Genomic DNA, 26,218 nt, shown 5'->3' on the forward strand with positions numbered 1-26,218 from the left:
AACTTCTAAAAATATACCCTAACAAAAGGCATAAATCCAGAACCATAAAGACTTTTATCTGGATCATACAAAACATCGTAACGAGCGCCAATTGTCACATTTCCGGTTCTGTAACCAGCTCCAAGATATAAAGCGGTATTCCAATAACTATCAGAAAAAGCGGGTCTGTTGATGTTGGCTTCATATCTTGTATCTACTCTTACTTGCTCTAATTCGGCAGATAATTGAACTTCCGGAATTGGGTTTACAAGCGTAATTAAACTTCCGCCATAAACATACGATTCATAATAGTTTTTTGAAGATAAGTAACCAAATTGTAAACCAACACCAAAGGAAACAATTTCGTTAACATTGTAAATCGCGCTTGGCATTACTGAGATATCCGTATATCCGGAACCAATTCCTAAACCGAGTCCGCCTCCAAACTGCACTTTATCCCAGAAATGGTTTTTGTTATCAATAACATACGTTTGCTGCGCATTTGCGTAACCTGAGAATAAGACTGTCAAAATCACAAAAAAAGATCTGCAATCGATTGAAAAATGTTTTTTCTTCATAGTTAACGTTTATTTTAACAAATTTTTACGTAAAAGTACGTAAAAAAAAGGTTTAAATAAAGTCGATTGTTGTACTTTTGCCATTCTATTTAACAAAAAGTATATTCACTAATATTATGGATAGGTTTTCATTTTTAAATGCAGCGCATACCGAGTTTTTTGCACAATTATACGATCAATATTTAGTTAACCCAGACAGCGTTGAGCCTAGCTGGAGAAGTTTCTTTCAAGGTTTTGACTTTGGACAAACGACTTATAATGACGAAAATCCAGTGCAGACGATTGTTGAGTATGTGACTAGCCCAAATACAGATTACAGTCAGGTTTCAGACAAACTGCAAAAAGAATTTAATGTTTTAAAATTAATTGATGGATATCGTACGCGCGGACATTTGTTTACAAAAACAAACCCAGTTCGTGACCGTAGAACTTCTTCTCCTACTTTAGATATTGAGAATTTCGGATTATCAGCAGCCGACCTTTCAACTGTTTTTGATGCTGCACAGACAATCGGAATTCCGCCTTCTTCATTAGAAACTATCGTAAATCGTCTTAAAGCTATTTACTGCCAGCATATTGGTATTGAATATATGTACATCAGGAATCCTGGCGTTGTAAAATGGATTCAGGAAAAACTGGCTGTTAATGTAAACCAGCCTAATTTCTCTACAGAAGAAAAGAAAACAATCTTAAATAAATTAAATGAAGCTGTTTCTTTCGAGAACTTCCTTCACACTAAATATGTTGGACAAAAACGTTTTTCACTAGAAGGTGGAGAATCTATTATCCCGGCTTTGGATGCTTTAATCGAGCAGGCTGCAGAAAAAGGTGTTGAACAATTCGTAATGGGAATGGCTCACCGTGGTCGTTTGAACGTTTTAGCAAACATCTTCGGAAAATCAACTCAGGATATTTTTGGTGAGTTTGACGGTAAAGATTACGATCAGGAATATTTTGATGGTGACGTAAAATATCACTTAGGTCTTACGGCTGACAAAAAAACAAGATCAGGAAAAAGTATCAACATCAATTTAGCACCAAACCCTTCTCACTTAGAAACTGTTGGAGCTGTAATTGAAGGTATTACAAGAGCAAAACAAGATAAATATTATGCTGACGATTTCTCTAAAGTATTACCTATCGCCGTTCACGGAGATGCTGCAATTGCAGGACAGGGTATCTTGTATGAAATCATTCAGATGGCACAGCTTGACGGTTACAAAACTGGAGGAACAATCCATATTGTAATTAATAACCAGGTTGGGTTTACAACTAACTATTTAGACGCTCGTTCATCTACTTATTGTACAGACGTTGCTAAAGTAACTTTATCTCCAGTTTTACACGTTAATGCTGATGATGCTGAAGCAGTTGTACACGCTGTATCTTTTGCATTAGATTACAGAATGCAGTTTGGACGTGATGTATTTATTGATTTATTAGGATACAGAAAATACGGTCATAACGAAGGTGACGAACCTCGTTTCACACAGCCGGTTTTATATAAAATCATCGCAAAACATAAAAATCCAAGAGATATTTATGCAGAAAAATTATTGTCTGATGGCGTAATTGATGCATCTTATGTAAATGCTTTAGAAAAAGAATACAAATCTGCTTTAGAAGAAAATTTAGAAGCTTCCCGTAAAAAAGATTTGACGATTATAACTCCATTCATGAAAAACGAATGGGACGGATTTGTTCAGGTAACTGATACACAAATGCTTCAAAAAGTAGATACTACTTTTGACAAAAAAGGATTGGATTCTATCATCAATACAATCTCAACTTTACCAGCAGACAAAAAATTCATCAGTAAGATATCTAAAATTGTTACGGACAGAAAAACCGGATACGACAATAACACTCTTGACTGGGGAACTGCAGAAGCACTAGCTTACGGTTCACTTTTAACGGAAGGATTTGATGTTCGTATTTCTGGTCAGGATGTTGAGCGTGGAACTTTCTCTCACCGTCATGCGGTAGTTAAAGTAGAAGATTCTGAAGAAGAAGTAATTCTATTAGACGGAATCGAAAACAAAAAAGGAAAATTCGGCGTATTCAATTCACTTTTATCTGAATACGGTGTTCTTGGTTTTGATTACGGATATGCATTGGCTAATCCAAATGCACTAACGATTTGGGAAGCACAATTTGGAGATTTCTCAAATGGAGCTCAAATTATGATTGACCAATATATTTCATGTGGTGAAGATAAATGGAATAACCAAAATGGTATCGTTTTATTATTACCTCATGGATATGAAGGACAAGGTGCAGAACACTCTTCTGCAAGAATGGAGCGTTATTTACAACTTTGTGCAAGACAAAACATGTATGTTGCTGATTGTACAACTCCGGCAAACTTCTTCCACTTGTTAAGAAGACAAATGAAAACAAATTTCCGTAAACCTTTAGTGGTTTTCTCTCCAAAAAGTTTATTGCGTGATCCAAGATGCGTATCTACAGTTGAAGAGTTAGCAAACGGAAGTTTCCAGGAAACAATTGATGATAATGCAGTAGATAAAAAGAAAGTAAAAACGTTAGTTTTTGTTACTGGTAAATTCTACTATGACATCGTTGCAGAAAGAGAAAATAACGGAAGAAATGATGTTGCTGTTGTTCGTATCGAGCAATTATTCCCTTTACCTGTTGAGCAGTTAAAAGCTATTATCGCACAATATCCAAATGCTGATGATTATGTTTGGGCTCAGGAAGAACCTAAAAACATGGGAGCTTACAGCTTTATGTTAATGAACTTTGATCTTGTAAAATGGAGATTGGCTTCATTAAAAGCATACGCTGCTCCGGCATCTGGAAGTTACACACGTGCAAAACGTCGTCACGCAGATGCAATTAGAATGGTATTCGATAAAAATTTATTCAGATAAAAAAAATGTTTCAAGTTTCAGGTTTCAAGTTTAATAACAAGAGACCTGAAACCATAAAAACCTTAAACAAAAACAAAGATGATTTTAGAAATGAAAGTCCCATCACCAGGGGAATCAATAAAAGAAGTTGAAATTGCAACTTGGTTAGTAAAAGACGGAGATTATGTAGAAAAAGATCAGGCTATTGCTGAAGTTGATTCAGATAAAGCTACGCTTGAATTACCTGCTGAAATGAGCGGTGTTATTACACTAAAAGCTGAAGAAGGTGATACAGTAGCAGTAGGCGCTGTAGTTTGTTTAATTGATACTGATGCAGCAAAACCTGCAGGTGATGCACCAGCAGCCGAAGCTCCAAAAGCAGAGGCTCCGAAAGCTGAAGCTCCAAAGGCAGAAGTAAAAACTGAGGCTCCAAAAGCAGCTCCGGCAGCAGCAAGTTATGCAGCAGGAACTCCATCTCCGGCAGCAAGAAAAATATTAGACGAAAAAAATATAGCTCCAGCAACAGTTTCAGGAACTGGTAAAGGTGGCAGAATTACTAAAGATGATGCTGTAAATGCAGTACCTTCAATGGGAACTCCAACTGGTGGAAGCCGTGGAACTGAGCGTACAAAATTATCTATGTTACGTCGTAAAGTAGCAGAAAGACTAGTTTCAGCTAAAAACGAAACAGCTATGCTTACTACTTTCAACGAAGTAAACATGACGCCAATCAACCAAATTCGTAATGAATACAAAGATGCTTTTAAAGCGAAGCATGGTGGTTTAGGTTTAGGTTTCATGTCATTCTTTACAAAAGCAGTTACAAGAGCTTTAGAATTATATCCAGATGTTAACTCAATGATGGATGGTGATTACAAAATCGCTTACGATTTTGCTGATATCTCAATCGCAGTTTCTGGACCAAAAGGTTTAATGGTTCCTGTTGTTCGTAATGCTGAACTTTTAACTTTCCGCGGCATCGAAGCTGAAATCAAAAGATTAGCTTTAAGAGCTCGTGATGGTCAAATTACAGTTGACGATATGACTGGTGGAACTTTTACAATCACTAACGGTGGAGTTTTTGGTTCTATGTTATCAACTCCAATCATCAACCCTCCTCAATCAGGAATTTTAGGAATGCACAATATTATTGAGCGTCCAATTGCTGTAAACGGAAAAGTTGAAATTCACCCAATGATGTACGTTGCTCTTTCTTATGACCACAGAATTATCGACGGACGTGAGTCTGTTGGTTTCTTAGTTGCTGTAAAAGAAGCTTTAGAAAACCCATTAGAATTATTAATGAATGGCGATGCTAAACGTGCTTTAGAATTGTAATCAGAATAATTTTTCAATTATATACAGAACCTGTTCATTCATTTGAGCAGGTTTTTTTATTTATAGTACCGAATTAAATCATTTAATTTTTAAAATTTAATTTAGAATAAATAAAAATAGCTTGGATTGTTGGCATTCATGACTTAGATTTGCAGAATCAAAAACAATTTTAAAATCATCATCTTAAAAATAGAAGATAATTTAATTCAATCTGTAAAATCATGATAACAATAGCAAGTCTTATCGTTTTTTTAGCTTTTTATACCCTTTACTACACTTCAAAAAGAGCCGCATTATCGTATGATCTGGGTTTTGAAAAATGGATGCAGAAAAATCCAAAACAAACTAAAATCACAGGTTTAGCACTTCTTCTAACTGCTTATGCAATCTGGCTTTTTACGCAGTCTTTAGGAAGCGGAACTTTAATGTTTTTTATTCAGCTAATGACCATTGGGAGTTTAATTATCATTCTTAGACCATTAAAAAAAGTAAATAGTAAAGCACTTTTTACAATCCTGATTCTTGTTGCTTTATTAGAACTTTATTACAATTAAACTTTTTTGACCAATGCCAGCAAATTCAAAATATTTAACTCCTGCATTTTGGCCTCGTTTTGCCAAAATTACCGCAGCCATTTTAGGTGGTTACTTTGTTTCTGTTACTTTTCATTTAGCTTTAGCTTCCTGGTTTAATCGTGCAGATGTTTTGATGACAATGGCTTTTAGCGGATTTATACTTTGGGTTGCTTTGATGGTTTTAGCTTTCTTAGCAAAAAGCGGGTGGAAAATTTGGGGAATTTACATTCTCCTTTCTTTAATTTTTTCTCTTATTATTTATCTTGGTCAAACTTATAATCCTGTTGCATAATCCTTATGAATAACCGTCATTATAATATCTATTTTCATACACATACCGTTAGCGGAATTGTTATAAGCGTTGTACTTTTTGTGATCTTTTTTGCAGGATCTTTTTCTTTTTTTAGAGATGAAATCATCAATTGGGAAAGAAGTGAATCTACCGCCATTACACGAGAAATTCAATTAGATTACAACAAAGCTTTAGAAAATCTTGACAAAGAATACGTTTTACACGGAAGAAATATTACTATATCTAAACCGTCTACAGAAAACAGGGTTGCGGTTTATATGGAAGGCACCAAAGATACTTTGGCTCCTGCCAAACAAAAAGAAGGATCTTTCTTTTATCTGGACAACAAAAAATTCAAATCCTATACTTACGAAGAATCTTATTCTTTAGGTGAGTTTTTATATCGTTTGCATTTCCTGGCGCAGATTCCGTATCCGATTGGATATTATCTTTCAGGATTTACAGCTTTATTCTTCTTATTTGCTATTGTAACCGGACTTCTATTGCATTGGAAAAAAATTGTTTCTAACTTTTATGTTTTCCGCCCAAAGGAAAAATTAAAAACATTATGGACAGATGCGCATACAGCATTAGGAATGATTGGACTTCCGTTTCAATTTGTTTATGCTGTAACCGGAGCATTTTTCATGATTAAACTTTTAATCGTTGCACCTGCCGTAATGGCTTTGTATAAAGGCGATGAAAACAAATTATATAAAGAATTAGAATATAACGATCCTGATTATAAATTTGACAATAAAAAATTAGCCTCACCTTTTAACATTAATGAGCTTGTTTCTAAAGCAAAAAGCAATTGGTCTGATTTTGAAATTACACGAGTTTTTATTCAAAATTATGGCGACGCCAATATGCACGTTTTGGTTGAAGGTGAATTATTGAGTGATAAAAAGTTTACCGGAATTGGAAAAGTAGTGTATCGTATTGCTGACGGAAAAGAAGTTGCCCGCAAAAATCCTGTTACTCAAAATAGTTATATTGATGTTGTAAAAAATGTTTTGTACCGAATTCACTTTGGCGATTATGGAGGATATGCACTAAAAATCGTAAGTTTCATTTTGGGAATAATAACTTGTTTTGTCATCATTTCTGGAGTAATGATTTGGTTAGTAGCAAGACAAAAGAATAATTTACCTGAAAAGAAAAGACGCTTCAACGCTGCGGTTGTACGTATTTATCTGGCGATTTGTTTAAGCATGTACCCAATTACAGCTTTGGCTTTTATCGGTTCAAAAATATTTTATCCATTAAACCAGTCCAACTTATTCAGTTTGTATTTTGGCGGATGGCTGTTATTGACAATATTCTTTATCATCAAAAAGAACGATGATTTTACGAATAAATTCTGTTTAATTTCAGGAAGTATTTTAGGTTTTTTAATCCCAATTACAAACGGAATTGTTTCTGGAGATTGGTTTTGGACTTCGTTTATGGAGCACAAAATTCAGATCTTCTTTATTGATGTTTTCTGGATCGCTTTGGCTTCCATAACACTTTATACAGCGTATCACTTAAAGCCTAAAAAAGCAGTCGCTTAAAAATTAGCATAAATAATTTGCCCTCTATTGATTTTGCGTATACTTTTACGCTTTTAATCAAAAAAATGGGATTTAAAACGCAAATACGTTTTCTACATAAATGGCTCGGATTAATTTCCGGGCTTATTGTTTTTATAGTCTGTATTACGGGCTGCATTTTCTGTTTTCATGATGAAATAAAAGACATTACACGAAAAGAGTGGCGTTTGGTTGAACCTCAAAACAAACCTTTTTTAATGCCTTCTGTTTTGCAGGAAAAAGCAAAGGAAATTCTTCCAAAGAATAAACAATCAATGGTTTCGTATTATGGAAAAAACCGTTCGGCTATTGTTTTTACTTATTCTGATACCGAAAATTTATATCTCTACTTTAATCCTTATACAGGAGAATATTTAAAAACCGAAAATCCCGAAACCGATTTTTTCATTATTGTAGAATACATTCATTTGTACTTGCTTCTGCCGGATTATATCGGAAAACATATTATTGGCGGCTCAACCATTATTTTTATTCTTTTATTAATTTCCGGAATTATACAATGGTGGCCAAAACGAAAAAGTGACATCAAAAGAAGTTTTACTGTAAAATGGTCGGCAAGATGGCGTCGTGTAAATTATGACTGGCACAATACTTCTGGTTTTTACATTTTTCTCATTGTATTTATTCTTGCCATAACTGGTTTAACTTTTACATACGAGTGGGTTGGCGACGGAATTTATAAAGCTTTCAATTTTGGCGGGGATAAAGCCGTAGAAACAAAAGCACCAATAATCGACACAACAAAATTCGATTCAAACTCGATAACAGCCGTCGATCGCGCTTTTATTGAAACCCTGAAATTACAGCCAAAAGCCGAAATGCTTTTTGTTTTATATCCACAGCAAAAAGGTGACATCATCAGCACAGGAGCATATCCTCATACCTTAAGATACGATCATCAAAGCAATTATTATTTTCATCCGCAAGACGGAAAATTAATTCAAAGTGACCCGTATCATTCAAAAAGTTTAGGTCTGCAGGTTGTGGAAATGAATTACGGAATTCACACCGGACAAATTTTGGATTTACCCGGAAAAATTATTGCTTTTACAGTAAGCTTAATAGCGTCGGCTTTACCTGTAACCGGTTTTATAATTTGGTTTGGAAGAAGAAAAAAATCTAAAAAACAGGCATAAAAAAACCGTCTCGTTAAAAAACGAGATGGTTTTTTTATAAATCGTCGAAACTTAATTAGTTTCTGTTTGCTAAAGCATTTTTCTGCAAGCTTTTAACTGAACTCACTTTGTTGTCAACATAAGCAACTTCGCTTAATGTGTTTTCATTAAAATAAATCCATTTGCCAGTTTTAACTCCGTCTGTGTATTCTCCAACTGCTTTTTTATTTCCTTTTTCGTCATAAGATACCCAAACACCATCTAATTTACCGTCTTTAAAGAAGCCTTCTTGCTGTACTTTACCATTGTCATAATAATAAGTAGCTTTTACTGTGTTACCAACAGCTTCTAATTCTGGATTTACTTCTTGTGCTGCTAATATTCCAGAGAACAAAACTGCAGCTAAAATTATACTCTTTTTCATATCTTTAGGTATTAATGTTAAGAAATCATTACCAAATATAATCAAATGTTTACATTAAAAAAACTTTTACTTAACAATTTGGTAACATTGAATAAAAACTTAACATTGGAAATTTCCCAAAAACAAAAAAACCAACGCTAAAGCATTGGTTTTACTGGTGTTTTAGCAAAAAACTAAAATCACTATAACGTTATAAATTTAATCCATAAATTAGTTCAATAATGAATCTAACTGCTTTTCAAGGTCTGGAGAAGAGGGTCTGGACGCATTTGCATCAACAACATTCCCTTTTGGATCAATCAAAATAAATCTCGGAATTCCGGTTACATTATAACTTGTTACAAACTCCGATTTCCATTCATTATCAGAAAATAACTGAATACCTCCAAGTTGTTTATCGGTTACAAACTTTTGCCATTTATCATGATCTTTTGGAGTATCTATCGAAATACTTACAAACTCAATATTTTTTCCATGATATTTTTCCTCCACTTTTTGCAAATAAGGAATTTCTCCTCTACAAGGTCCGCACCACGTTGCCCAAAGATCAATATAAACATATTTACCTTTTAAATCAGAAAGTTTGGTTTTACCTCCTTTATGGTTTTCATAGTCAAACTCAGGAGATGGCTTATTATTCATTTTTGCAATATCCTGAGCTTCTTTACGATATTGAGATATTTCTGCAATTGCGTTAGCTCCATTTTCTGTTTCAATTTTTACAAATTCTGGATCTAGATTTTTATCTTTTAAACGAGCAGCATCGCCGGCTTTTTTTGCATCGACCAACTTATTAAAAGCAGCATCGTCCAGAGAAGCAACACTATTGTCATAAAGTTTTTCATCGGCTAAAATACGCTGCGCTAAAATGTTGTTTTCTGCACTTCCTTTACCAGTGTAAACAATAGATTCATCAAATTGTTTGGCATCCATTTTCAGTTTTATATCGTAACCATTTTTTAGAAACAATTCTGTCGATTCTACACCATCATATAATCGGCTTCTGCCTCCATCAACAACCAGAGTATCTTTAAAAATACCATTCTTATCGACATAGATGGTTTTGATTACTCTGCCTTCATTAATAATCTTTATAATGTCAGTATTTCTGTTGGCTATATTTGCTTCAAAAGTCACATATTTTTTAGATTGTGCGCTGATATTCAAAGCACTGAAAAGCACTAAACCTGCAATAAGAAGTTTCTTCATAGTATTTAAGTTTGTTTTTAGTACATCAAATCTAAAGAAATTACAAGTTCAAAATTTAAGAATTAACAAAATATTTCAAATTAATAATCATCTAGTTGCACACTTTGTTATATTAATTTGAATTTTGTGTTTACTTTTGCAGTCTAAAATTGAGATTATGTATAGAAGTCATAATTGCGGCGAATTAAACGCTTCAAATATTAATACCGAAGTTACACTTGCGGGCTGGGTTCAAAAATCACGTGATAAAGGATTTATGAATTGGGTCGATTTACGCGACCGTTATGGAATTACACAGCTTATTTTCGACGAAAGTCGTACTGATAAAACCGTTTTTGAATTGGCCAAAACTCTTGCTCGTGAGTTTGTAATTCAGGTAAAAGGAACTGTTATTGAGCGTGAAGCAAAAAACAAAAACATTCCGACTGGTGAAATCGAAATTTTAGTTTCTGAATTAACGATTTTAAATGCTGCTTTAACGCCTCCTTTCACAATTGAAGATGAAACTGACGGTGGTGAAGATATCAGAATGAAATACCGTTATTTAGATATTCGTAGAAATCCGGTAAAAAACAGCTTATTGTTCCGTCATAAAGTAGCAATGGAAGTTCGTAAATATCTATCTGATTTAGATTTCTGCGAAGTTGAAACTCCTTATTTAATCAAATCGACTCCGGAAGGAGCAAGAGATTTCGTTGTACCAAGCCGTATGAACGAAGGACAATTTTATGCATTGCCGCAATCTCCGCAAACTTTCAAGCAATTATTGATGGTGGGTGGAATGGATAAATATTTTCAAATTGTGAAATGTTTCCGTGATGAGGATTTACGTGCAGACCGTCAGCCTGAGTTTACACAAATTGACTGCGAAATGGCATTTGTAGAACAAGAAGACATTTTGAATGTTTTCGAAGGTTTGACAAGACATTTATTGAAAGAAATTAAAGGTATAGAAGTAGATAAATTTCCGAGAATTACCTACGATTATGCTATGAAAACATACGGAAATGACAAACCGGACATTCGTTTTGGGATGAAGTTTGGTGAGTTAAACGAATTTGCACAGCATAAAGAATTCCCAGTTTTCAATTCAGCTGAATTAGTGGTGGGAATTGCAGTTCCGGGAGCAGGAAATTATACCCGTAAAGAAATTGACGGATTAATTGACTGGGTAAAACGTCCGCAAGTTGGAGCGTCTGGAATGGTTTATGTAAAATGCAATGAAGACGGAACATACAAATCATCCGTAGATAAATTCTACGATAATGATGATTTAGCAAACTGGGCAAAAGCTACAGAAGCAAATTCCGGAGACATGATTTTTGTACTTTCTGGTCCGGCAAATAAAACACGTGCGCAGCTTTCAGCACTTCGTATGGAATTAGCAACTCGTTTAGGATTGCGTAATCCTGAAGAGTTTGCACCGTTATGGGTTGTTGATTTCCCATTATTGGAACTTGACGAAGAAAGCGGTCGTTATCATGCGATGCATCACCCATTTACTTCACCAAAACCAGAAGATATGGCTTTGTTGGAAACAGAACCGGGAAAAGTTCGTGCAAATGCTTACGATATGGTTTTAAACGGAAACGAAATTGGCGGTGGATCTATTCGTATTCACGATAAAGCGACACAGCAGTTAATGTTTAAATATTTAGGATTTACTGAAGAAGAAGCAAAAGCTCAATTTGGTTTCTTAATGGATGCTTTTCAATTTGGAGCGCCTCCTCACGGCGGTTTAGCTTTTGGTTTGGATAGATTGGTTGCCATTTTAGGCGGTCAGGAAACTATTAGAGATTTTATCGCTTTCCCTAAAAACAATTCAGGACGCGATGTTATGATTGATGCTCCATCAACAATTGATGAATCTCAATTGAAAGAATTACATATTAAAATTGATTCTATATATTAATAGAAATTTAAATATTAAAAACAGCTGAGTTTCAGCTGTTTTTTTATGTCTTAAAGGCACAAAAAATAATGGGCAGATTTACACTTATTAAAATATTAAATTCCTACAAGTTCATCTTTTTGATATTCTTACAATTAATGATTCTCAAATTATGGTATTTCATATATAATTTGATGCAATAAACTACGTAAAAACACTGGAAATCAATAATTTTTACAAAAAATTAACAGGTAGATGTCTTTTGTATGAATTTATATATTACATTTGCTTTATTATAAATTATTATTACAATTACAATGCGTACAGGTACAGTAAAATTTTTCAATGAATCTAAAGGTTATGGATTCATTACAGACGAAGAAACAGGAAAGGACATCTTCGTTCACGCTTCAGGAATTAACGCGGAAGAATTACGCGAAGGAGACCGTGTAAGCTATGAAGAAGAAGAAGGAAGAAAAGGGAAAGTTGCTGCTAAAGTAGCAGTAATCTAAGAAAAATATAGCAATTTATTTTTTTTGCCTCTGAATGGTTTTAAAAACGTTTCGATTAATTTCGAAACGTTTTTTTTTGTCCATTTCTTAAAAAAATATTAAAAAAAGCATGTGTTATTTATAATCAATAAAAATTACATGTAAACGCGCTTTGATGGGGTACTTATATCTCCCTTTAGTTTGTGATTTACATAGTTGAAAGTTATCTTTGTGGCTTATTCTTTAAGTAAAAAAGCTAAGCTTATGCAATCTGATCAATACAGTTACATTCCTATCTTAATGCAGTTCATTCTGGCTGTTGGTTTTGTGGTAGGAACAATCATTATTTCTGGAAAATTAGGCCCAAAAAGAACCTCTGAAGTTAAAGATAAAAACTTCGAGTGTGGTATCGAATCTGTTGGTAATGCCCGTATTCCTTTTTCTGTAAAATATTTCCTGGTAGCAATTTTGTTTGTATTGTTTGACGTAGAGGTAATTTTCCTTTATCCTTGGGCAGTAAACTTTAAAGATCTTGGCATAGAAGGAATGCTTAAAATGATCGTTTTTATGTCTTTACTTTTGGTTGGGTTTTTCTACATCATCAAAAAGAAAGCATTAGAGTGGGAATAAAGAAATTTTAGATTTCAGATTATAGATTTTAGATTGAAAGAGATTTAGAATTTAGATTTGAAAAACAAAAATTCTCAAAATACAATATTGATTTTTAAAATATTGATTTCGGTTCAGGATTGACAAAATCAAAAATCAGAAATCTACAATCTAAAATTAAAATGAGCGATTCAAATGTAAATATGGTTGCGCCACCGGAAGGAGTTGTAGGAGAAGGTTTCTTCGCTACAAAACTAAATGATGTTGTGGGTTTGGCACGCGCGAATTCTCTTTGGCCTTTACCATTCGCAACATCTTGCTGCGGAATTGAGTTTATGGCAACAATGGCTTCACATTACGATTTAGCACGATTTGGATCTGAACGTGTGAGTTTCTCTCCTCGTCAGGCAGATATGTTATTAGTAATGGGAACAATTTCTAAAAAAATGGCTCCAATTTTAAGACAAGTTTACGAACAAATGTCTGAGCCTCGCTGGGTAATTGCTGTTGGAGCTTGCGCTTCATCAGGAGGTATTTTCGACACTTACTCAGTTTTACAAGGAATTGATAAAGTAATCCCGGTTGACGTGTATGTTCCTGGATGCCCGCCAAGACCAGAGCAAATTGTTGATGGTGTAATGAGATTACAAGAATTGGTAAAAAGCGAATCTGTTAGACGCAGAAGTTCACCAGAATACCAAGAATTATTAGCTTCATATAATATCTCATAAGATGGCTTTAGAAAATACCCTGATTCAAGATAAACTTACAGAAACATTTAATAACGATGTTTTTAACTTTCAGCAAGAAAGAGATATTTTTTCTTTAGAAGCTTCAGCTGATAAAATTACAGCGTTGATTTTATTCCTTAAAAACGATTCTGAACTGCGTTTTCACTTTTTAACAGATTTATGCGGGGTTCATTACCCGGACAACGATTCAGAACGTCAGTTTGCTATCGTATATCATTTACACAACTGGTACGAAAACAAACGTCTTAGAATTAAAGTTTATCTGAATGGCGAAAAACCAGAGATCAAAACTGTTTCTAATATCTTCTTAAGTTCAAACTGGATGGAAAGAGAAACATACGATTTCTACGGAATCAATTTTATTGGCCACCCGCAATTGAAACGTATTTTGAATATGGATGAAATGGTGTCTTTCCCAATGAGAAAAGAATTCCCAATGGAAGACAGCGGAAGAACTGATAAAGACGACAGATTCTTTGGAAGAACAACAACAAATTGCTAAAAAATAAATAATTCAACATTATAAAATGTCAGAACTATTATTACCACCAGAGCATCGTTATGCTAAAATAATTAAGGAGAAACTAAACGAAGACGGAAGCGAGCTTTCAGTTCTAAATTTAGGTCCTACCCACCCTGCGACTCACGGTATTTTTCAAAATATCCTATTAATGGATGGTGAAAGAATTCTAGAAGCTGAACCAACTATTGGTTACATCCACAGAGCTTTCGAAAAAATTGCCGAAAATCGTCCTTTTTACCAAATTACACCTCTTACAGACCGTATGAACTATTGTTCCTCTCCTATTAATAATATGGGATGGTGGATGACATTAGAGAAACTGTTAGGTGTTGAAGTTCCAAAAAGAGCGCAGTATTTAAGAGTTATCATAATGGAACTTGCCCGTATTACAGACCATCTTATCTGTAACTCGATTTTAGGTGTAGATACTGGTGCGTATACTGGTTTCTTGTACGTTTTTCAATTTAGAGAAAAAATCTACGAAATCTACGAAGAAATTTGCGGAGCTCGTTTGACTACAAATATGGGAAGAATTGGTGGTTTTGAAAGAGACTGGTCTCCAGAAGCTTTCAAAAAACTAGATACTTTCCTTGAAGAATTTCCAATTGCTTGGAAAGAATTCGAAAACTTATTCGAAAGAAATAGAATTTTCCTTGACAGAACTGTAAACGTTGGTGCAATTACTGCAGAGCAGGCAATGGCATACGGATTTACAGGTCCAAACTTACGTGCTGCAGGAGTTGATTACGATGTTCGTGTTGCACAACCTTACTCTTCCTACGAAGATTTTGATTTTATTGTTCCGGTTGGAAAATCAGGTGACACTTATGATCGTTTCTGTGTTCGTAACGCTGAAGTTTGGGAAAGTTTAAGCATTATTCGCCAGGCTTTGGAAAAAATGCCAGAAGGAAACGAATATCATGCTCAGGTTCCTGATTATTATCTTCCTCCAAAAGAAGACGTATATAATTCGATGGAATCTTTAATCTATCACTTTAAAATTGTAATGGGAGAAGTTCCTGTTCCTGTTGCCGAAATTTACCATCCTGTTGAAGGAGGTAATGGAGAATTAGGGTTTTATTTGGTTACAGACGGAAGCAGAACTCCATATAGATTACATTTCAGAAGACCTTGCTTTATTTATTATCAAGCATATCCTGAAATGATTAAAGGTGCTTTACTTTCTGATGCAATTGTTATATTATCAAGTTTAAATGTAATTGCAGGAGAATTAGACGCGTAAAAAAATTTTAGATTGAATATTTTAGATTTTAGATCGCAGATGCATATCCAAAATTTAGATTGAAAATCTAACTTATATAGAATTGAAGAATTCAGATCAAGGATCTAAAAACTAATACAAGATTGCAGAATATGGATTACGGACAAAGATTGAAAAAATCTAAAATCTAAAATCTAAAATCTAAAATAAAAATGGAACGTAAACATTACAAACAAGAAATAAATATGACTGAGGCATTGATCACTCGTATCAATGAATTGATTAGTCATTATCCGGAAGGCAAACAAAAATCGGCTTTACTGCCTGTTTTGCATGAGGTTCAAGATGCACATAACAACTGGCTTAGTACTGAACTACAAGATAAAGTTGCCGAAATTCTTCAGATAAAACCAATTGAGGTTTATGAAGTGGTTACTTTCTATACCATGTTCAACCAAAAGCCAATTGGTAAATACATGTTTGAGTTTTGCCAGACTTCTTGTTGTTGTTTAAACGGTGCCGAAAATTTAATGGATTATACTTCTGAAAAATTAGGCATTAAAATGGGTGAAACAACTGCAGATGGAATGTTTACCATTGCTGGTGTAGAATGTTTAGGTGCTTGCGGATACGCTCCGATGATGCAGTTAGGCGATTTCTACAAAGAAAAATTGACAGAAGAAAAAATCGATCAGTTAATCGCTGATTGTAAAGATGATAAAATAATATTACACGATAAATAAGATGTCACAAAAAATATTATTAGATAAAATCAATATTCCTGGAATTAAAACCTACGAAGTATATCGTCAAAATGGCGGTTATGCTTCTGTAGAAAAAGCTTTAAAAACACTTACACCAGATGAAGTTACTGAAGAAGTAAAAAAATCAGGTCTTCGTGGTCGTGGCGGTGCGGGTTTCCCTGCCGGAATGAAATGGAGCTTTATTGATAAAAAATCAGGAAAACCAAGACACTTAGTTTGTAACGCCGATGAATCAGAACCGGGAACTTTCAAAGATCGTTATTTGATGGAATTTATTCCTCACTTATTGATCGAAGGAATGATTACTTCTAGTTACGCTTTAGGCGCTAACCTTTCGTATATCTACATTCGTGGAGAATATATGTGGGTTTACAAAATTTTAGAAAGAGCAATCGCCGAGGCTAAAGCTGCAGGCTGGTTAGGAAAAAATATATTAGGTTCAGGTTACGATCTTGAACTGCATGTTCACTGTGGAGCCGGAGCTTATATCTGCGGAGAAGAAACTGCACTTATCGAGTCTTTGGAAGGTAAAAGAGGAAATCCTCGTATTAAGCCGCCATTCCCTGCGGTTTCGGGACTTTGGGCAAATCCAACAGTAGTAAACAATGTTGAAACTATCGCAACTGTGCCGTGGATTGTAAACAATTCAGGTGACGATTATGCAAAAATTGGAATTGGACGTTCTACAGGAACTAAATTAATTTCTGCTTCCGGACACATCAAAAATCCTGGAGTTTATGAAATTGAATTAGGTTTAAGTGTTGACGAATTCATGAATTCTGATGAATATTTAGGAGGAATGTCTTCTAGCCGTCCATTAAAAGCATTTGTACCGGGAGGTTCATCAGTGCCAATTTTACCAGCAGAATTGATTTTCAAAACAGCAAACGGTGAAGATCGTTTAATGACTTACGAATCATTAAGTGATGGTGGTTTTGCTACCGGATCTATGTTAGGTTCAGGCGGGTTTATTGTTTACAATGATACTGCTTGTGTCGTAAGAAACACTTGGAACTTTGCTCGTTTTTACCACCACGAATCTTGCGGACAATGCACACCTTGCCGTGAAGGAACTGGATGGTTAGAAAAAATCTTGTGGAGAATCGAAAACGGTCAAGGCCGTGAAGAGGATATCGAATTGCTTTGGAGTATTCAGAGTAAAATTGAAGGAAACACAATTTGTCCGCTTGGTGACGCAGCTTCTTGGCCAGTAGCAGCAGCGATTCGTCACTTTAGAGATGAGTTCGAATATCACGTTCGTTTCCCAGAAAAAATCAAAAATAGAGATCACTTTGTTGCTGAACCTTTTTCGCAAGTAAAGCATTTAGTAGGCGGTAAAGTAATCGTATAAAAATAAAAAGCAGAAAGTTATAAAGTTCATAATATTAAAAAGGACAGCAATTCTTTAAAATATTCCGACTTTCAACAAAAAAGTTTAAAATAGTTTCAAGTTTCAAGTTATTATAGTTTCACGTTTAGCAACCTGAAACTTTAAACCTGAAACTAAAAAAACAAATAAGAGATGAAAGTAACCATAGACGGTCAAAGTATAGACGTAGAGCCAGGAACAACGATCCTGCAGGCTGCACGTATGATTGGTGGAGATTTGGTACCGCCAGCCATGTGCTATTACTCAAAATTAAAAGGCAGTGGCGGAAAATGCCGTTGTTGTTTAGTTGAAGTTTCTAAAGGTAGCGAAGCTGACCCAAGACCAATGCCAAAATTAATGGCATCTTGTGTAACAGGATGTATGGACGGAATGGAAGTAAACAGTAAATCTTCTGACAGAGTTACCGAAGCACGTAAATCTGTAACCGAATTTTTATTGATCAACCACCCATTAGACTGCCCTATTTGTGATCAGGCGGGTGAATGTGATCTTCAAAACTTAAGTTTTGAGCACGGAAACCCAAAATCACGTTTTATAGAAGAAAAAAGAACATTTGAACCAGAAGATATTGGTCCAAATATTCAACTGCATATGAACCGTTGTATTTTATGCCAAAGATGTGTACAAGTTGCAGATCAATTGACAGACAACAGAGTTCACGGAGTGTTAGATCGTGGTGACCACGCTAATATTTCAACTGGAATTTCTAAAGCAATCGACAATGAGTTTTCTGGAAACATGATTGACGTTTGTCCGGTTGGAGCTTTAACTGATAAAACTTTCCGTTTTAAATCAAGAGTTTGGTTTAATAAACCTTATAACGCGCACAGAGAGTGTACTACTCCTGGATGCTGCGGAAAAACTACAGTTTGGATGTTTGGTGGAGAAATTCAACGTGTAACGGGCCGTAAAGACGAGTACCATGAAGTGGAAGAATTCATTTGCAACAGCTGTCGTTTTGATCACAAAAATGTAAATGACTGGGTAATTGAAGGACCAAGAGAATTTGAAAAAGATTCTGTTATCAACCAAAACAATTACGTACAAAAATTAGAAAAAGTACAAATCGATACTGAAAAGAATATTCTTATGGGTAGAGATATTGACCGTAAAAAAATTAGTATGGCTGAAATTCCATTAAACACTAACAACCAAAATTCTTAACAATGGTAGATGGTGCATTTATTATAGAAAAAAGTGTTGTTATTGTTGTCGTTTTTGCGGTAACAATGATTATGGCAATGTATTCTACTTGGGCTGAACGTAAAGTTGCGGCTTTCTTACAAGACCGTGTTGGACCAAACCGTGCGGGATGGGGAGGTCTATTACAGCCGCTTGCCGATGGTATGAAATTATTCTCTAAAGAAGAATTTTTCCCAAACACACCAAATAGATTCTTATTTGTTGTAGGTCCGGCAATTGCCATGAGTACAGCTTTGATGACAAGTGCTGTAATTCCTTGGGGAGACAGACTTCATCTTTTTGGAAGAGACATTATTCTTCAGGCAACTGATGTAAACATCGCTTTATTATACATTTTTGGAGTTCTTTCTGTTGGAGTTTATGGTATCATGATTGGTGGATGGGCTTCTAACAATAAATTCTCATTAATGGGAGCAGTTCGCGCAGCTTCGCAAATGGTTTCTTATGAAGTTGCCATGGGATTATCAATGATCGCATTATTGATGATGACAGGGACAATGAGTTTAAAAGAAATGTCATTACAGCAACAAGGAATGAACTGGAATGTTTTTTATCAGCCTTTGTCATTTTTAATTTTCTTAATTTGTTCATTTGCAGAAACTAACAGAACTCCTTTTGATTTGGCTGAATGTGAATCTGAATTAATTGGAGGTTACCATACTGAATATTCTTCCATGAAAATGGGATTCTATTTATTTGCTGAATATGCGAGTATGTTTACTTCTGCAACTATTATTTCTGTATTGTTCTTTGGAGGTTACAACTATCCTGGAATGCAATGGATGGTAGAAAATGTTGGTGTAAACACAGCTAATCTTTTAGGGATTGCGGTATTATTTGTAAAAATATGTTTCTTCATATTCTTTTACATGTGGGTACGTTGGACAATTCCAAGATTTAGATATGATCAATTAATGAACTTGGGCTGGAGAATTTTAATTCCGCTTTCGATTATTAATATTATGATTACGGGTGCTGTTATTTTAAGACACGATATCGCAGCAGCTCTAGGATTCTAAGAACCGTAATTGGTTTCAAATAAAAAACAAAATAGATTTGAATTTGATTAATCAAATTTTGAATCATAAATTATAATAGTAAAATGTCAATAGAAACTATATCATTATCGGGTAGAAAAAAGGTGGTGTCAAATAAAGACATGACTTTTATTGAGCGATTGTATCTTGTGGCGATTGTAAAGGGTCTGGCTATCACGCTTAAACACCTTTTTAGAAAAAAAGTTACGATTCATTATCCTGAACAGGTTAGACAAATGAGTCCGGTTTATCGTGGTCAGCACATGTTGAAACGTGATGAGCAAGGTCGTGAAAACTGTACTGCCTGTGGATTATGTGCTTTATCATGTCCTGCTGAAGCTATTACAATGAAAGCTGCTGAACGTAAGCCAGACGAGAAACATTTATACAGAGAAGAAAAATATGCTTCGATTTATGAAATAAATATGCTTCGTTGTATTTTCTGTGGTTTATGTGAAGAGGCTTGCCCAAAAGACGCGATTTACTTGACAACTTCTAAGGTTTTAGTTCCTGCAAGTTATGAAAGAGAAGATTTCATCTTTGGAAAAGACAAATTAGTGATGCCTTTAGAAATGGCTATTAAAAATTCGCAACTTAATAACGCTAACTAATGATACATATTCCTGATTTCGCAAACGCAACTCCTGTAGGTGTTATATTTTGTATTTTAGCGTTTATTACGGTAATAACTGCATTTTTAACCATTTTTAGCCGAAACCCAATTCACTCTGCTATCTATTTAGTGATTTGCTTCTTCTCTATTGCTGGCCATTATTTATTATTGAACTCTCAATTTTTAGCTGTTGTACATATAATAGTATACGCCGGAGCGATTATGATTTTGTTCCTGTTTACGATTATGTTGATGAATCTTAACGAACAAAAAGATGTTCACCGACCAAGGATTACGCGTTTGGGAGCTATTGTTTCTTTCTGTTTGATTGTTATTGTTTTAATTGCAATCTTCATCAATTCTAAACCAATTGTTGGTGATTACGATTCAACTGGAGAAGATTTCCAATCAATTAAAGTTTTGGGTAAAATATTATTAAACGAATATATGGTGCCTTTTGAATTTGCTTCTGTTTTACTTTTGGTAGCGATGATTGGAACTGTATTATTGTCTAAAAAAGAAAAATTAAATAAATAATGGGTAATATATTAAATCAAATAGGTATTGAAAATTACATCTTTTTAAGTGTTGTACTTTTTTGTATTGGTGTTTTTGGTGTATTGTACAGACGAAATTCAATTATCGTTTTCATGTCTATCGAGATCATGCTAAATGCAGTAAACCTTTTATTTGTGGCTTTTTCAACTTACCATCAGGATGCACAAGGACAAGTTTTTGTATTCTTTTCGATGGCGGTTGCTGCTGCTGAAGTTGCGGTAGGATTGGCGATTTTAGTTTCTATTTTCAGAAACATCGGTTCAATTAGTATCGATAATTTAAAAAATTTAAAAGGATAAAATAGAAATGGATACCAATTTAGCTTTAGTTTTAGTTTTAGCTCCTTTTTTAGGATTTTTAATCAATGTTTTCTTTGGAAAAAGCTTAGGGAAAACAGTTTCCGGAATTATCGGAACTGCTGCCGTGGCTGTTTCTTTTATAGTTACTCTTGTTCTTTTTAATCAAATAACTTCAACTGGAAAAGGAATTGAAGTTACTTTATTTGACTGGATTCAAATTAGTAATCTAAAAATCAATCTTGGATTTTTATTAGATCAATTATCTGTTCTTTGGTTATTGTTTGTAACCGGAATTGGATCTTTGATTCACTTATACTCTATCAGTTACATGCATGACGATGAGAATATGCACAAGTTTTTTGCTTATTTAAATCTGTTCGTATTCTTTATGATTACGCTTGTAATTGGAAGCAACTTATTAGTTCTATTTATTGGTTGGGAAGGTGTTGGACTTTGCTCTTATTTACTAATCGGATTCTGGCATAAAAACCAGGATTATAATGATGCTGCAAAAAAGGCTTTCATCATGAACAGAATTGGAGATTTAGGTCTTTTAATTGGTATGTTCATTATTGGTTCAATGTTCTCAACATTAGATTATACAACTTTAAAAACTGCAATCGCGGGAACAGCAAACTTAAATTTACCATTGCTTTCTTTAGCTGCTTTATGTTTGTTTATTGGAGCTTGTGGTAAATCAGCTCAAATTCCGTTGTACACTTGGTTGCCAGATGCGATGGCGGGACCAACTCCTGTTTCTGCGTTGATTCACGCTGCTACGATGGTAACAGCTGGTATTTTCATGGTGACGAGATTGAACTTTGTTTTTGATCTTGCAACAGATGTGCAGACTGTAATTGCAATTGTGGGAGCCATAACTTCATTAGTTGCGGCTACAATTGGTCTAGTACAGACTGACATTAAAAAAGTATTGGCTTACTCTACAGTTTCTCAATTGGGATTAATGTTTTTGGCATTAGGATTTGGAGCTTATGAAGTAGCTGTTTTTCACGTAATCACACATGCTTTCTTTAAAGCTTGTTTATTCTTAGGATCTGGTTCTGTAATTCACGGTTTACACGGTGAGCAGGATATGCGTAAAATGGGTGGATTGCGTAAAGCAATGCCAATCACTTTCTGGACAATGTTGATTTCTTCATTAGCCATTTCAGGAGTTCCGTTTTTCTCAGGTTTCTTCTCAAAAGATGAAATTTTATTAACTGCTTTCCACCATAGTATTCCATTATATGTTATTGGATCTATTGCTTCAATTATGACAGCTTTTTATATGTTCAGATTGATGTTCTTAACTTTCTTTAAAGATTTTAGAGGAACTGAAGAGCAAAAACATCATTTACACGAAAGTGACGGTTTAATTACTTTCCCTTTAATGATTTTAGCTCTTTTAGCTACTTTTGGAGGATTAATAAGTTTACCTGGAAACAGCTGGTTAAATGAATATTTAGCTCCTCTTTTCACGAAAGCGGCTGGCGAAGAACATCATTTAGGAGCAACAGAATATATTTTAATGGGAGTTGCTGTTTTAGGCGGATTATTAGGAATTTTAATTGCTTATATCAAATATTTCAAACAAGATAATGTTCCTGAATCAGATGATAATATTATAGGTTTGAACAGACTTTTATATGACAAATATTATGTAGACGAAATTTATGATTTCATAATTGTTCGCCCCGTAAACATATTATCAAGATTCTTTAGAGACAAAGTTGAAACAGGCTTATCTACACTTGTTTTTGGATTAGGAAAAATAACAAATGAATTAGCTTTTCAAGGTAAAAAACTACAGACTGGGAGTATCGGATTATACCTTTTTGCTTTCGTTTTAGGTCTTTGCGCGATTGTTTCTTATATATTTTTAGCTCAATAATTTTATAACTATGAACGTTTCTCTTATATTAATTATTCTTTTAGTTGGTGCATTTATCACCTATTTTGCTGGTGACAAACTCGCTTCAAAAGTAGCTTTGTTCTTTAGTTTGGCAGCTTTAGGCTGTTCGGTTGTATTGTTAAGCCATTTTAATGCTGGAGAAAACATCAGCCTTATTAATGCGTGGATCACACAGCCTAAAATTTCTTTTGCGCTAAATGCAGACGGATTAGGTCTTGCAATGCTTTTATTGACAACAGCTTTAACCCCAATTATTATATTCTCTTCTTTTGGGAATGAATATAAAAATGCTAAAGCTTTTTATGCTCTAATTTTATTTATGGCATTTGCAATGACAGGAACTTTCCTTGCTGCAGATGGTCTGTTATATTATATTTTCTGGGAGTTAGCTCTTATTCCTATTTATTTTATTGCTCTTATTTGGGGTAACGGAGATGCTGAAGAACGCAGAAAAGCAGTGGTTAAATTCTTTATTTACACACTTGCCGGTTCATTGTTTATGTTGACTGCTTTTATCTATTTATACCAAAAAGCGGGTTCTTTCTTAATTCAAGATTTATATAAAGTAGAATTATCTGCTTGCGAGCAGCTTTGGATTTTCCTTGCTTTCTTCCTTGCTTATGCTATTAAGATTCCAATTATTCCTTTCCATACATGGCAGGCAAACGTATACCAAAAAGCACCAACTGTTGGAACAATGCTTTTATCTGGTATCATGTTAAAAATGGGATTATATAGTGTTATTCGCTGGCAGTTGCCAATTGCTCCTCTTGCTGCAAAAGAATACATGAATATTTTTATTGCTTTGGGAATTGCCGGAGTTATCTACGGCTCAATCGTAGCGCTGAGACAAAAAGACTTAAAGAAATTATTAGCTTATTCCTCTCTTGCTCACGTTGGATTAATTGCTGCAGGATCTTATACTTTAACTCTTGATGGTTTCCGCGGAGCTGTTTTACAAATGATCGCTCACGGTTTTGTAGTAGTTGGATTATTCTACGCTGCAGAAATTATCTACAGAAGATTTGAAACTAGAAATATTAGCGAATTAGGCGGCATCCGTACACAGTCTCCAAAATTCACTTCAATGTTTTTAATTTTGGTATTGGCATCTGTTGCTTTACCAACTACATTTAACTTTATTGGAGAGTTTACAGTATTATACAGTCTTTCTCAAATTAATATCTGGTTTGCTGTTTTAGGTGGAACAACTATTATTTTAGGAGCCTACTATATGCTGAAAATGTTCCAAAATGTAATGTTGGGAGAAACTAATTCAAAAACTTTTGCTGATGTTTCTATAAACGAAGGAATTTCTATGGTAGCAATTATTGCTGTTTTAATATTCTTTGGATTTTATCCAAAACCAATTACAGATTTGATTACTCCAAGTTTAGAAACGATTTTAAACGTTATCAATAAAAATTAAGATTTTAGATTGAAGGTTAACGATTTGTGATTTCAGATTTACCTGACTCTTAAAAAGTTAAAATTATTATCGAAGGAAAAATTAAAAATATATTTTAAATAAAAATAAATTAGGGCATCATTAGTTTTAGATTTCCTAAATCAAAAAAACAAAAATGAATACATTAATAGCTATAACAGGATTGGGTATTTTCTGCCTATTGTTTGAAATTCTAAATTTTAGAAAAGGCATTGTTCCGTTTACCATTTTAGGTTTATTGGGTGTCTTGGCGCTTAATTTTTACGAATTTGGAACAACAGCAAGTTATTACAATAATATGATTACGGTGAGCAAATTCTCTACTGCATTTTCATCATTGTTTATTATTTTGACTATTTTCCTTGTAGCATTAAGTCATAATTTTTACGAAAATCATCAGACAAAAATCTCTGATTATATTGCTATAAAAGTATTTTTATTAGCCGGATCAGTTGCTATGGTTTCTTTTGGAAACTTAGCTATGTTTTTCCTTGGAATCGAAATTTTATCTATCGCATTATATGTTCTTGCAGCGAGCGATCGTTTGAATATTAAAAGTAATGAGGCCGGTATGAAATATTTCTTAATGGGATCTTTCGCATCTGGAATTATCTTGTTCGGAATTTGTTTGATTTACGGGGCTATGGGAACTTTTGATATTGCAGAAATTCACGAAAGTTCATTATCTGCCGAGCTGCCAATCTGGTTTCCTATCGGAATGATTTTAATGACAATTGGAATGTTCTTTAAAGTTGCCGCTGTACCATTTCACTTCTGGGCGCCAGACGTTTACGAAGGCTCTCCGGCTTTAACAACTGCTTTAATGAGTACTTTGGCAAAAGTAGTAGCGATTGCAACATTATTTAAATTAGTTTCAGGATTGAATTTAATTCCATCTTTAGAAAACCAAGATCTTTTAGGAACTTTTGAAAATATCATTCTTGTAATTTCAATCGCTTCTATGACCGTTGGAAATATCATGGCTTTGCGTCAGGTAAATGTAAAACGTATGCTGGCTTTTTCTGGAATCTCACATGCAGGTTTCATGTTAATAACATTCTTAACTATTGCCACTTCTGCAGGAGTTCTATTGTATTATACTGCTGCCTACGCTTTAGCTGGTATTGCTGCATTTAGTGTTATTTTATACGTTTGTAAAAATCAGGATAACGAAGATATTACAAATTTTCACGGTTTAGGAAAAACAAATCCGTTATTGGCTGCAATCTTGACTGGCTCATTATTATCTATGGCCGGTATTCCGATTTTCTCAGGATTTTTTGCAAAATTATTCTTATTTGATCAGGCACTTCATGCGGGTTATATTGCCATCGTAATTGTTGCAGTAATCAACTCTATCATAAGTGTTGGATATTATTTCAAATTAATTTTGGCAATGTATTCTAAAGAACCAAATGAAGAGCGTACAGGAAAACCATTTCTTATTTATGCCGTTGCTATTATTTCAATTGGTTTAAATATTGCTTTAGGCTTGTTCCCTTCATTAGTTTTAGATTTATTGAATTAAAAAT

The 26,218-nt window shown here is 34.3% G+C and carries 25 protein-coding genes; 22 read left to right on the top strand and 3 right to left on the bottom strand.

Annotated elements, in window-relative coordinates:
- Nucleotides 1–5: 5 nt before the first annotated feature.
- Nucleotides 6–557 carry a hypothetical protein gene (locus ASD98_RS17395; protein WP_056206782.1) on the bottom strand — a complete coding sequence of 184 codons (552 nt, stop codon included), beginning with the start codon at nucleotides 555–557 and terminating at the stop codon, nucleotides 6–8.
- 116 nt (nucleotides 558–673) lie between these two features.
- On the opposite strand from ASD98_RS17395, the gene ASD98_RS17400 reads away from it, so the two are divergent.
- The 6 genes from ASD98_RS17400 (at nucleotide 674) to ASD98_RS17425 (ending at nucleotide 8,363) form a co-directional block, all read left to right on the top strand.
- Complete coding sequence (locus ASD98_RS17400; RefSeq protein WP_056206785.1) at nucleotides 674–3,448, top strand: 2-oxoglutarate dehydrogenase E1 component; 2,775 nt, start codon at nucleotides 674–676, stop codon at nucleotides 3,446–3,448.
- Nucleotides 3,449–3,526: 78 nt separating this feature from the next.
- Entirely contained in the window at nucleotides 3,527–4,765 is a 1,239-nt protein-coding gene (gene odhB / locus ASD98_RS17405; protein ID WP_056206789.1) for a 2-oxoglutarate dehydrogenase complex dihydrolipoyllysine-residue succinyltransferase, read from the top strand.
- 221 nt (nucleotides 4,766–4,986) lie between these two features.
- Nucleotides 4,987–5,319 (top strand): hypothetical protein, encoded by a 333-nt coding sequence (locus ASD98_RS17410; RefSeq protein ID WP_056206793.1) that lies wholly within the window; start codon nucleotides 4,987–4,989, stop codon nucleotides 5,317–5,319.
- A gap of 13 nt (nucleotides 5,320–5,332) precedes the next feature.
- Entirely contained in the window at nucleotides 5,333–5,632 is a 300-nt protein-coding gene (locus ASD98_RS17415; RefSeq protein WP_056206796.1) for a hypothetical protein, read from the top strand.
- A 5-nt stretch (nucleotides 5,633–5,637) separates the two neighbouring features.
- A complete protein-coding gene (locus ASD98_RS17420) occupies nucleotides 5,638–7,188 on the top strand; it encodes a PepSY domain-containing protein (RefSeq protein WP_056206799.1) in 1,551 nt (516 codons plus the stop codon).
- 65 nt (nucleotides 7,189–7,253) lie between these two features.
- Entirely contained in the window at nucleotides 7,254–8,363 is a 1,110-nt protein-coding gene (locus tag ASD98_RS17425; protein WP_056206803.1) for a PepSY domain-containing protein, read from the top strand.
- 55 nt (nucleotides 8,364–8,418) lie between these two features.
- On the opposite strand, the gene ASD98_RS17430 is transcribed toward ASD98_RS17425, so the two are convergent.
- Both ASD98_RS17430 and ASD98_RS17435 read right to left on the bottom strand, forming a co-directional pair.
- Nucleotides 8,419–8,766, bottom strand: a complete 348-nt coding sequence (locus tag ASD98_RS17430; RefSeq protein ID WP_056206805.1) for a toxin-antitoxin system YwqK family antitoxin — start codon at nucleotides 8,764–8,766, stop codon at nucleotides 8,419–8,421.
- A 210-nt stretch (nucleotides 8,767–8,976) separates the two neighbouring features.
- Entirely contained in the window at nucleotides 8,977–9,975 is a 999-nt protein-coding gene (locus ASD98_RS17435) for a TlpA disulfide reductase family protein (protein WP_056206807.1), read from the bottom strand.
- Between the two features lie 157 nt (nucleotides 9,976–10,132).
- Between ASD98_RS17435 and aspS the strand changes: the two genes are divergently transcribed.
- The 16 genes from aspS to ASD98_RS17515 all read left to right on the top strand — a co-directional run bounded on the left by aspS (nucleotide 10,133) and on the right by ASD98_RS17515 (nucleotide 26,214).
- Complete coding sequence (aspS, locus tag ASD98_RS17440; RefSeq protein ID WP_056206809.1) at nucleotides 10,133–11,887, top strand: aspartate--tRNA ligase; 1,755 nt, start codon at nucleotides 10,133–10,135, stop codon at nucleotides 11,885–11,887.
- Between the two features lie 296 nt (nucleotides 11,888–12,183).
- Nucleotides 12,184–12,378: a cold-shock protein gene (locus ASD98_RS17445; RefSeq protein ID WP_007137066.1), complete on the top strand. Its 195-nt coding sequence runs from the start codon at nucleotides 12,184–12,186 to the stop codon at nucleotides 12,376–12,378.
- 243 nt (nucleotides 12,379–12,621) lie between these two features.
- Entirely contained in the window at nucleotides 12,622–12,987 is a 366-nt protein-coding gene (locus ASD98_RS17450) for an NADH-quinone oxidoreductase subunit A (RefSeq protein WP_056207419.1), read from the top strand.
- Between the two features lie 161 nt (nucleotides 12,988–13,148).
- Nucleotides 13,149–13,697, top strand: a complete 549-nt coding sequence (locus ASD98_RS17455; RefSeq protein WP_053471545.1) for an NADH-quinone oxidoreductase subunit B — start codon at nucleotides 13,149–13,151, stop codon at nucleotides 13,695–13,697.
- Between the two features lies 1 nt (nucleotide 13,698).
- Nucleotides 13,699–14,220, top strand: coding sequence for an NADH-quinone oxidoreductase subunit C (locus ASD98_RS17460; protein ID WP_053471546.1), 522 nt, complete (start codon nucleotides 13,699–13,701; stop codon nucleotides 14,218–14,220).
- Nucleotides 14,221–14,245: 25 nt separating this feature from the next.
- Nucleotides 14,246–15,484 carry an NADH-quinone oxidoreductase subunit D gene (locus ASD98_RS17465; RefSeq protein ID WP_056206810.1) on the top strand — a complete coding sequence of 413 codons (1,239 nt, stop codon included), beginning with the start codon at nucleotides 14,246–14,248 and terminating at the stop codon, nucleotides 15,482–15,484.
- 191 nt (nucleotides 15,485–15,675) lie between these two features.
- Nucleotides 15,676–16,206 carry an NAD(P)H-dependent oxidoreductase subunit E gene (locus ASD98_RS17470; RefSeq protein ID WP_056206813.1) on the top strand — a complete coding sequence of 177 codons (531 nt, stop codon included), beginning with the start codon at nucleotides 15,676–15,678 and terminating at the stop codon, nucleotides 16,204–16,206.
- A 1-nt stretch (nucleotide 16,207) separates the two neighbouring features.
- Nucleotides 16,208–17,578 carry an NADH-quinone oxidoreductase subunit NuoF gene (nuoF, locus tag ASD98_RS17475; RefSeq protein WP_056206816.1) on the top strand — a complete coding sequence of 457 codons (1,371 nt, stop codon included), beginning with the start codon at nucleotides 16,208–16,210 and terminating at the stop codon, nucleotides 17,576–17,578.
- A gap of 171 nt (nucleotides 17,579–17,749) precedes the next feature.
- Nucleotides 17,750–18,781 carry a 2Fe-2S iron-sulfur cluster-binding protein gene (locus ASD98_RS17480; RefSeq protein ID WP_056206820.1) on the top strand — a complete coding sequence of 344 codons (1,032 nt, stop codon included), beginning with the start codon at nucleotides 17,750–17,752 and terminating at the stop codon, nucleotides 18,779–18,781.
- 2 nt (nucleotides 18,782–18,783) lie between these two features.
- On the top strand, nucleotides 18,784–19,839 hold the full coding sequence (nuoH, locus tag ASD98_RS17485; protein ID WP_056206824.1) for an NADH-quinone oxidoreductase subunit NuoH: 1,056 nt from the start codon (nucleotides 18,784–18,786) through the stop codon (nucleotides 19,837–19,839).
- Between the two features lie 83 nt (nucleotides 19,840–19,922).
- Nucleotides 19,923–20,468 carry an NADH-quinone oxidoreductase subunit I gene (locus ASD98_RS17490; RefSeq protein ID WP_056206827.1) on the top strand — a complete coding sequence of 182 codons (546 nt, stop codon included), beginning with the start codon at nucleotides 19,923–19,925 and terminating at the stop codon, nucleotides 20,466–20,468.
- Nucleotides 20,468–21,007 (top strand): NADH-quinone oxidoreductase subunit J, encoded by a 540-nt coding sequence (locus ASD98_RS17495; protein ID WP_056206829.1) that lies wholly within the window; start codon nucleotides 20,468–20,470, stop codon nucleotides 21,005–21,007. Before ASD98_RS17490 ends, ASD98_RS17495 begins: the two co-directional genes overlap by 1 nt.
- Nucleotides 21,007–21,327 carry an NADH-quinone oxidoreductase subunit NuoK gene (gene nuoK, locus ASD98_RS17500; RefSeq protein ID WP_012023318.1) on the top strand — a complete coding sequence of 107 codons (321 nt, stop codon included), beginning with the start codon at nucleotides 21,007–21,009 and terminating at the stop codon, nucleotides 21,325–21,327. The genes ASD98_RS17495 and nuoK overlap by 1 nt, the downstream gene beginning before the upstream one ends.
- 7 nt (nucleotides 21,328–21,334) lie before the next feature.
- Complete coding sequence (gene nuoL, locus ASD98_RS17505) at nucleotides 21,335–23,218, top strand: NADH-quinone oxidoreductase subunit L (protein WP_056206832.1); 1,884 nt, start codon at nucleotides 21,335–21,337, stop codon at nucleotides 23,216–23,218.
- Nucleotides 23,219–23,228: 10 nt separating this feature from the next.
- A complete protein-coding gene (locus ASD98_RS17510; RefSeq protein WP_056206835.1) occupies nucleotides 23,229–24,668 on the top strand; it encodes a NuoM family protein in 1,440 nt (479 codons plus the stop codon).
- Nucleotides 24,669–24,822: 154 nt separating this feature from the next.
- On the top strand, nucleotides 24,823–26,214 hold the full coding sequence (locus ASD98_RS17515) for an NADH-quinone oxidoreductase subunit N (RefSeq protein WP_056206838.1): 1,392 nt from the start codon (nucleotides 24,823–24,825) through the stop codon (nucleotides 26,212–26,214).
- Nucleotides 26,215–26,218: the final 4 nt, after the last annotated feature.

It is taken from the genome of Flavobacterium sp. Root186 (assembly GCF_001428525.1).
Classification (GTDB): domain Bacteria; phylum Bacteroidota; class Bacteroidia; order Flavobacteriales; family Flavobacteriaceae; genus Flavobacterium.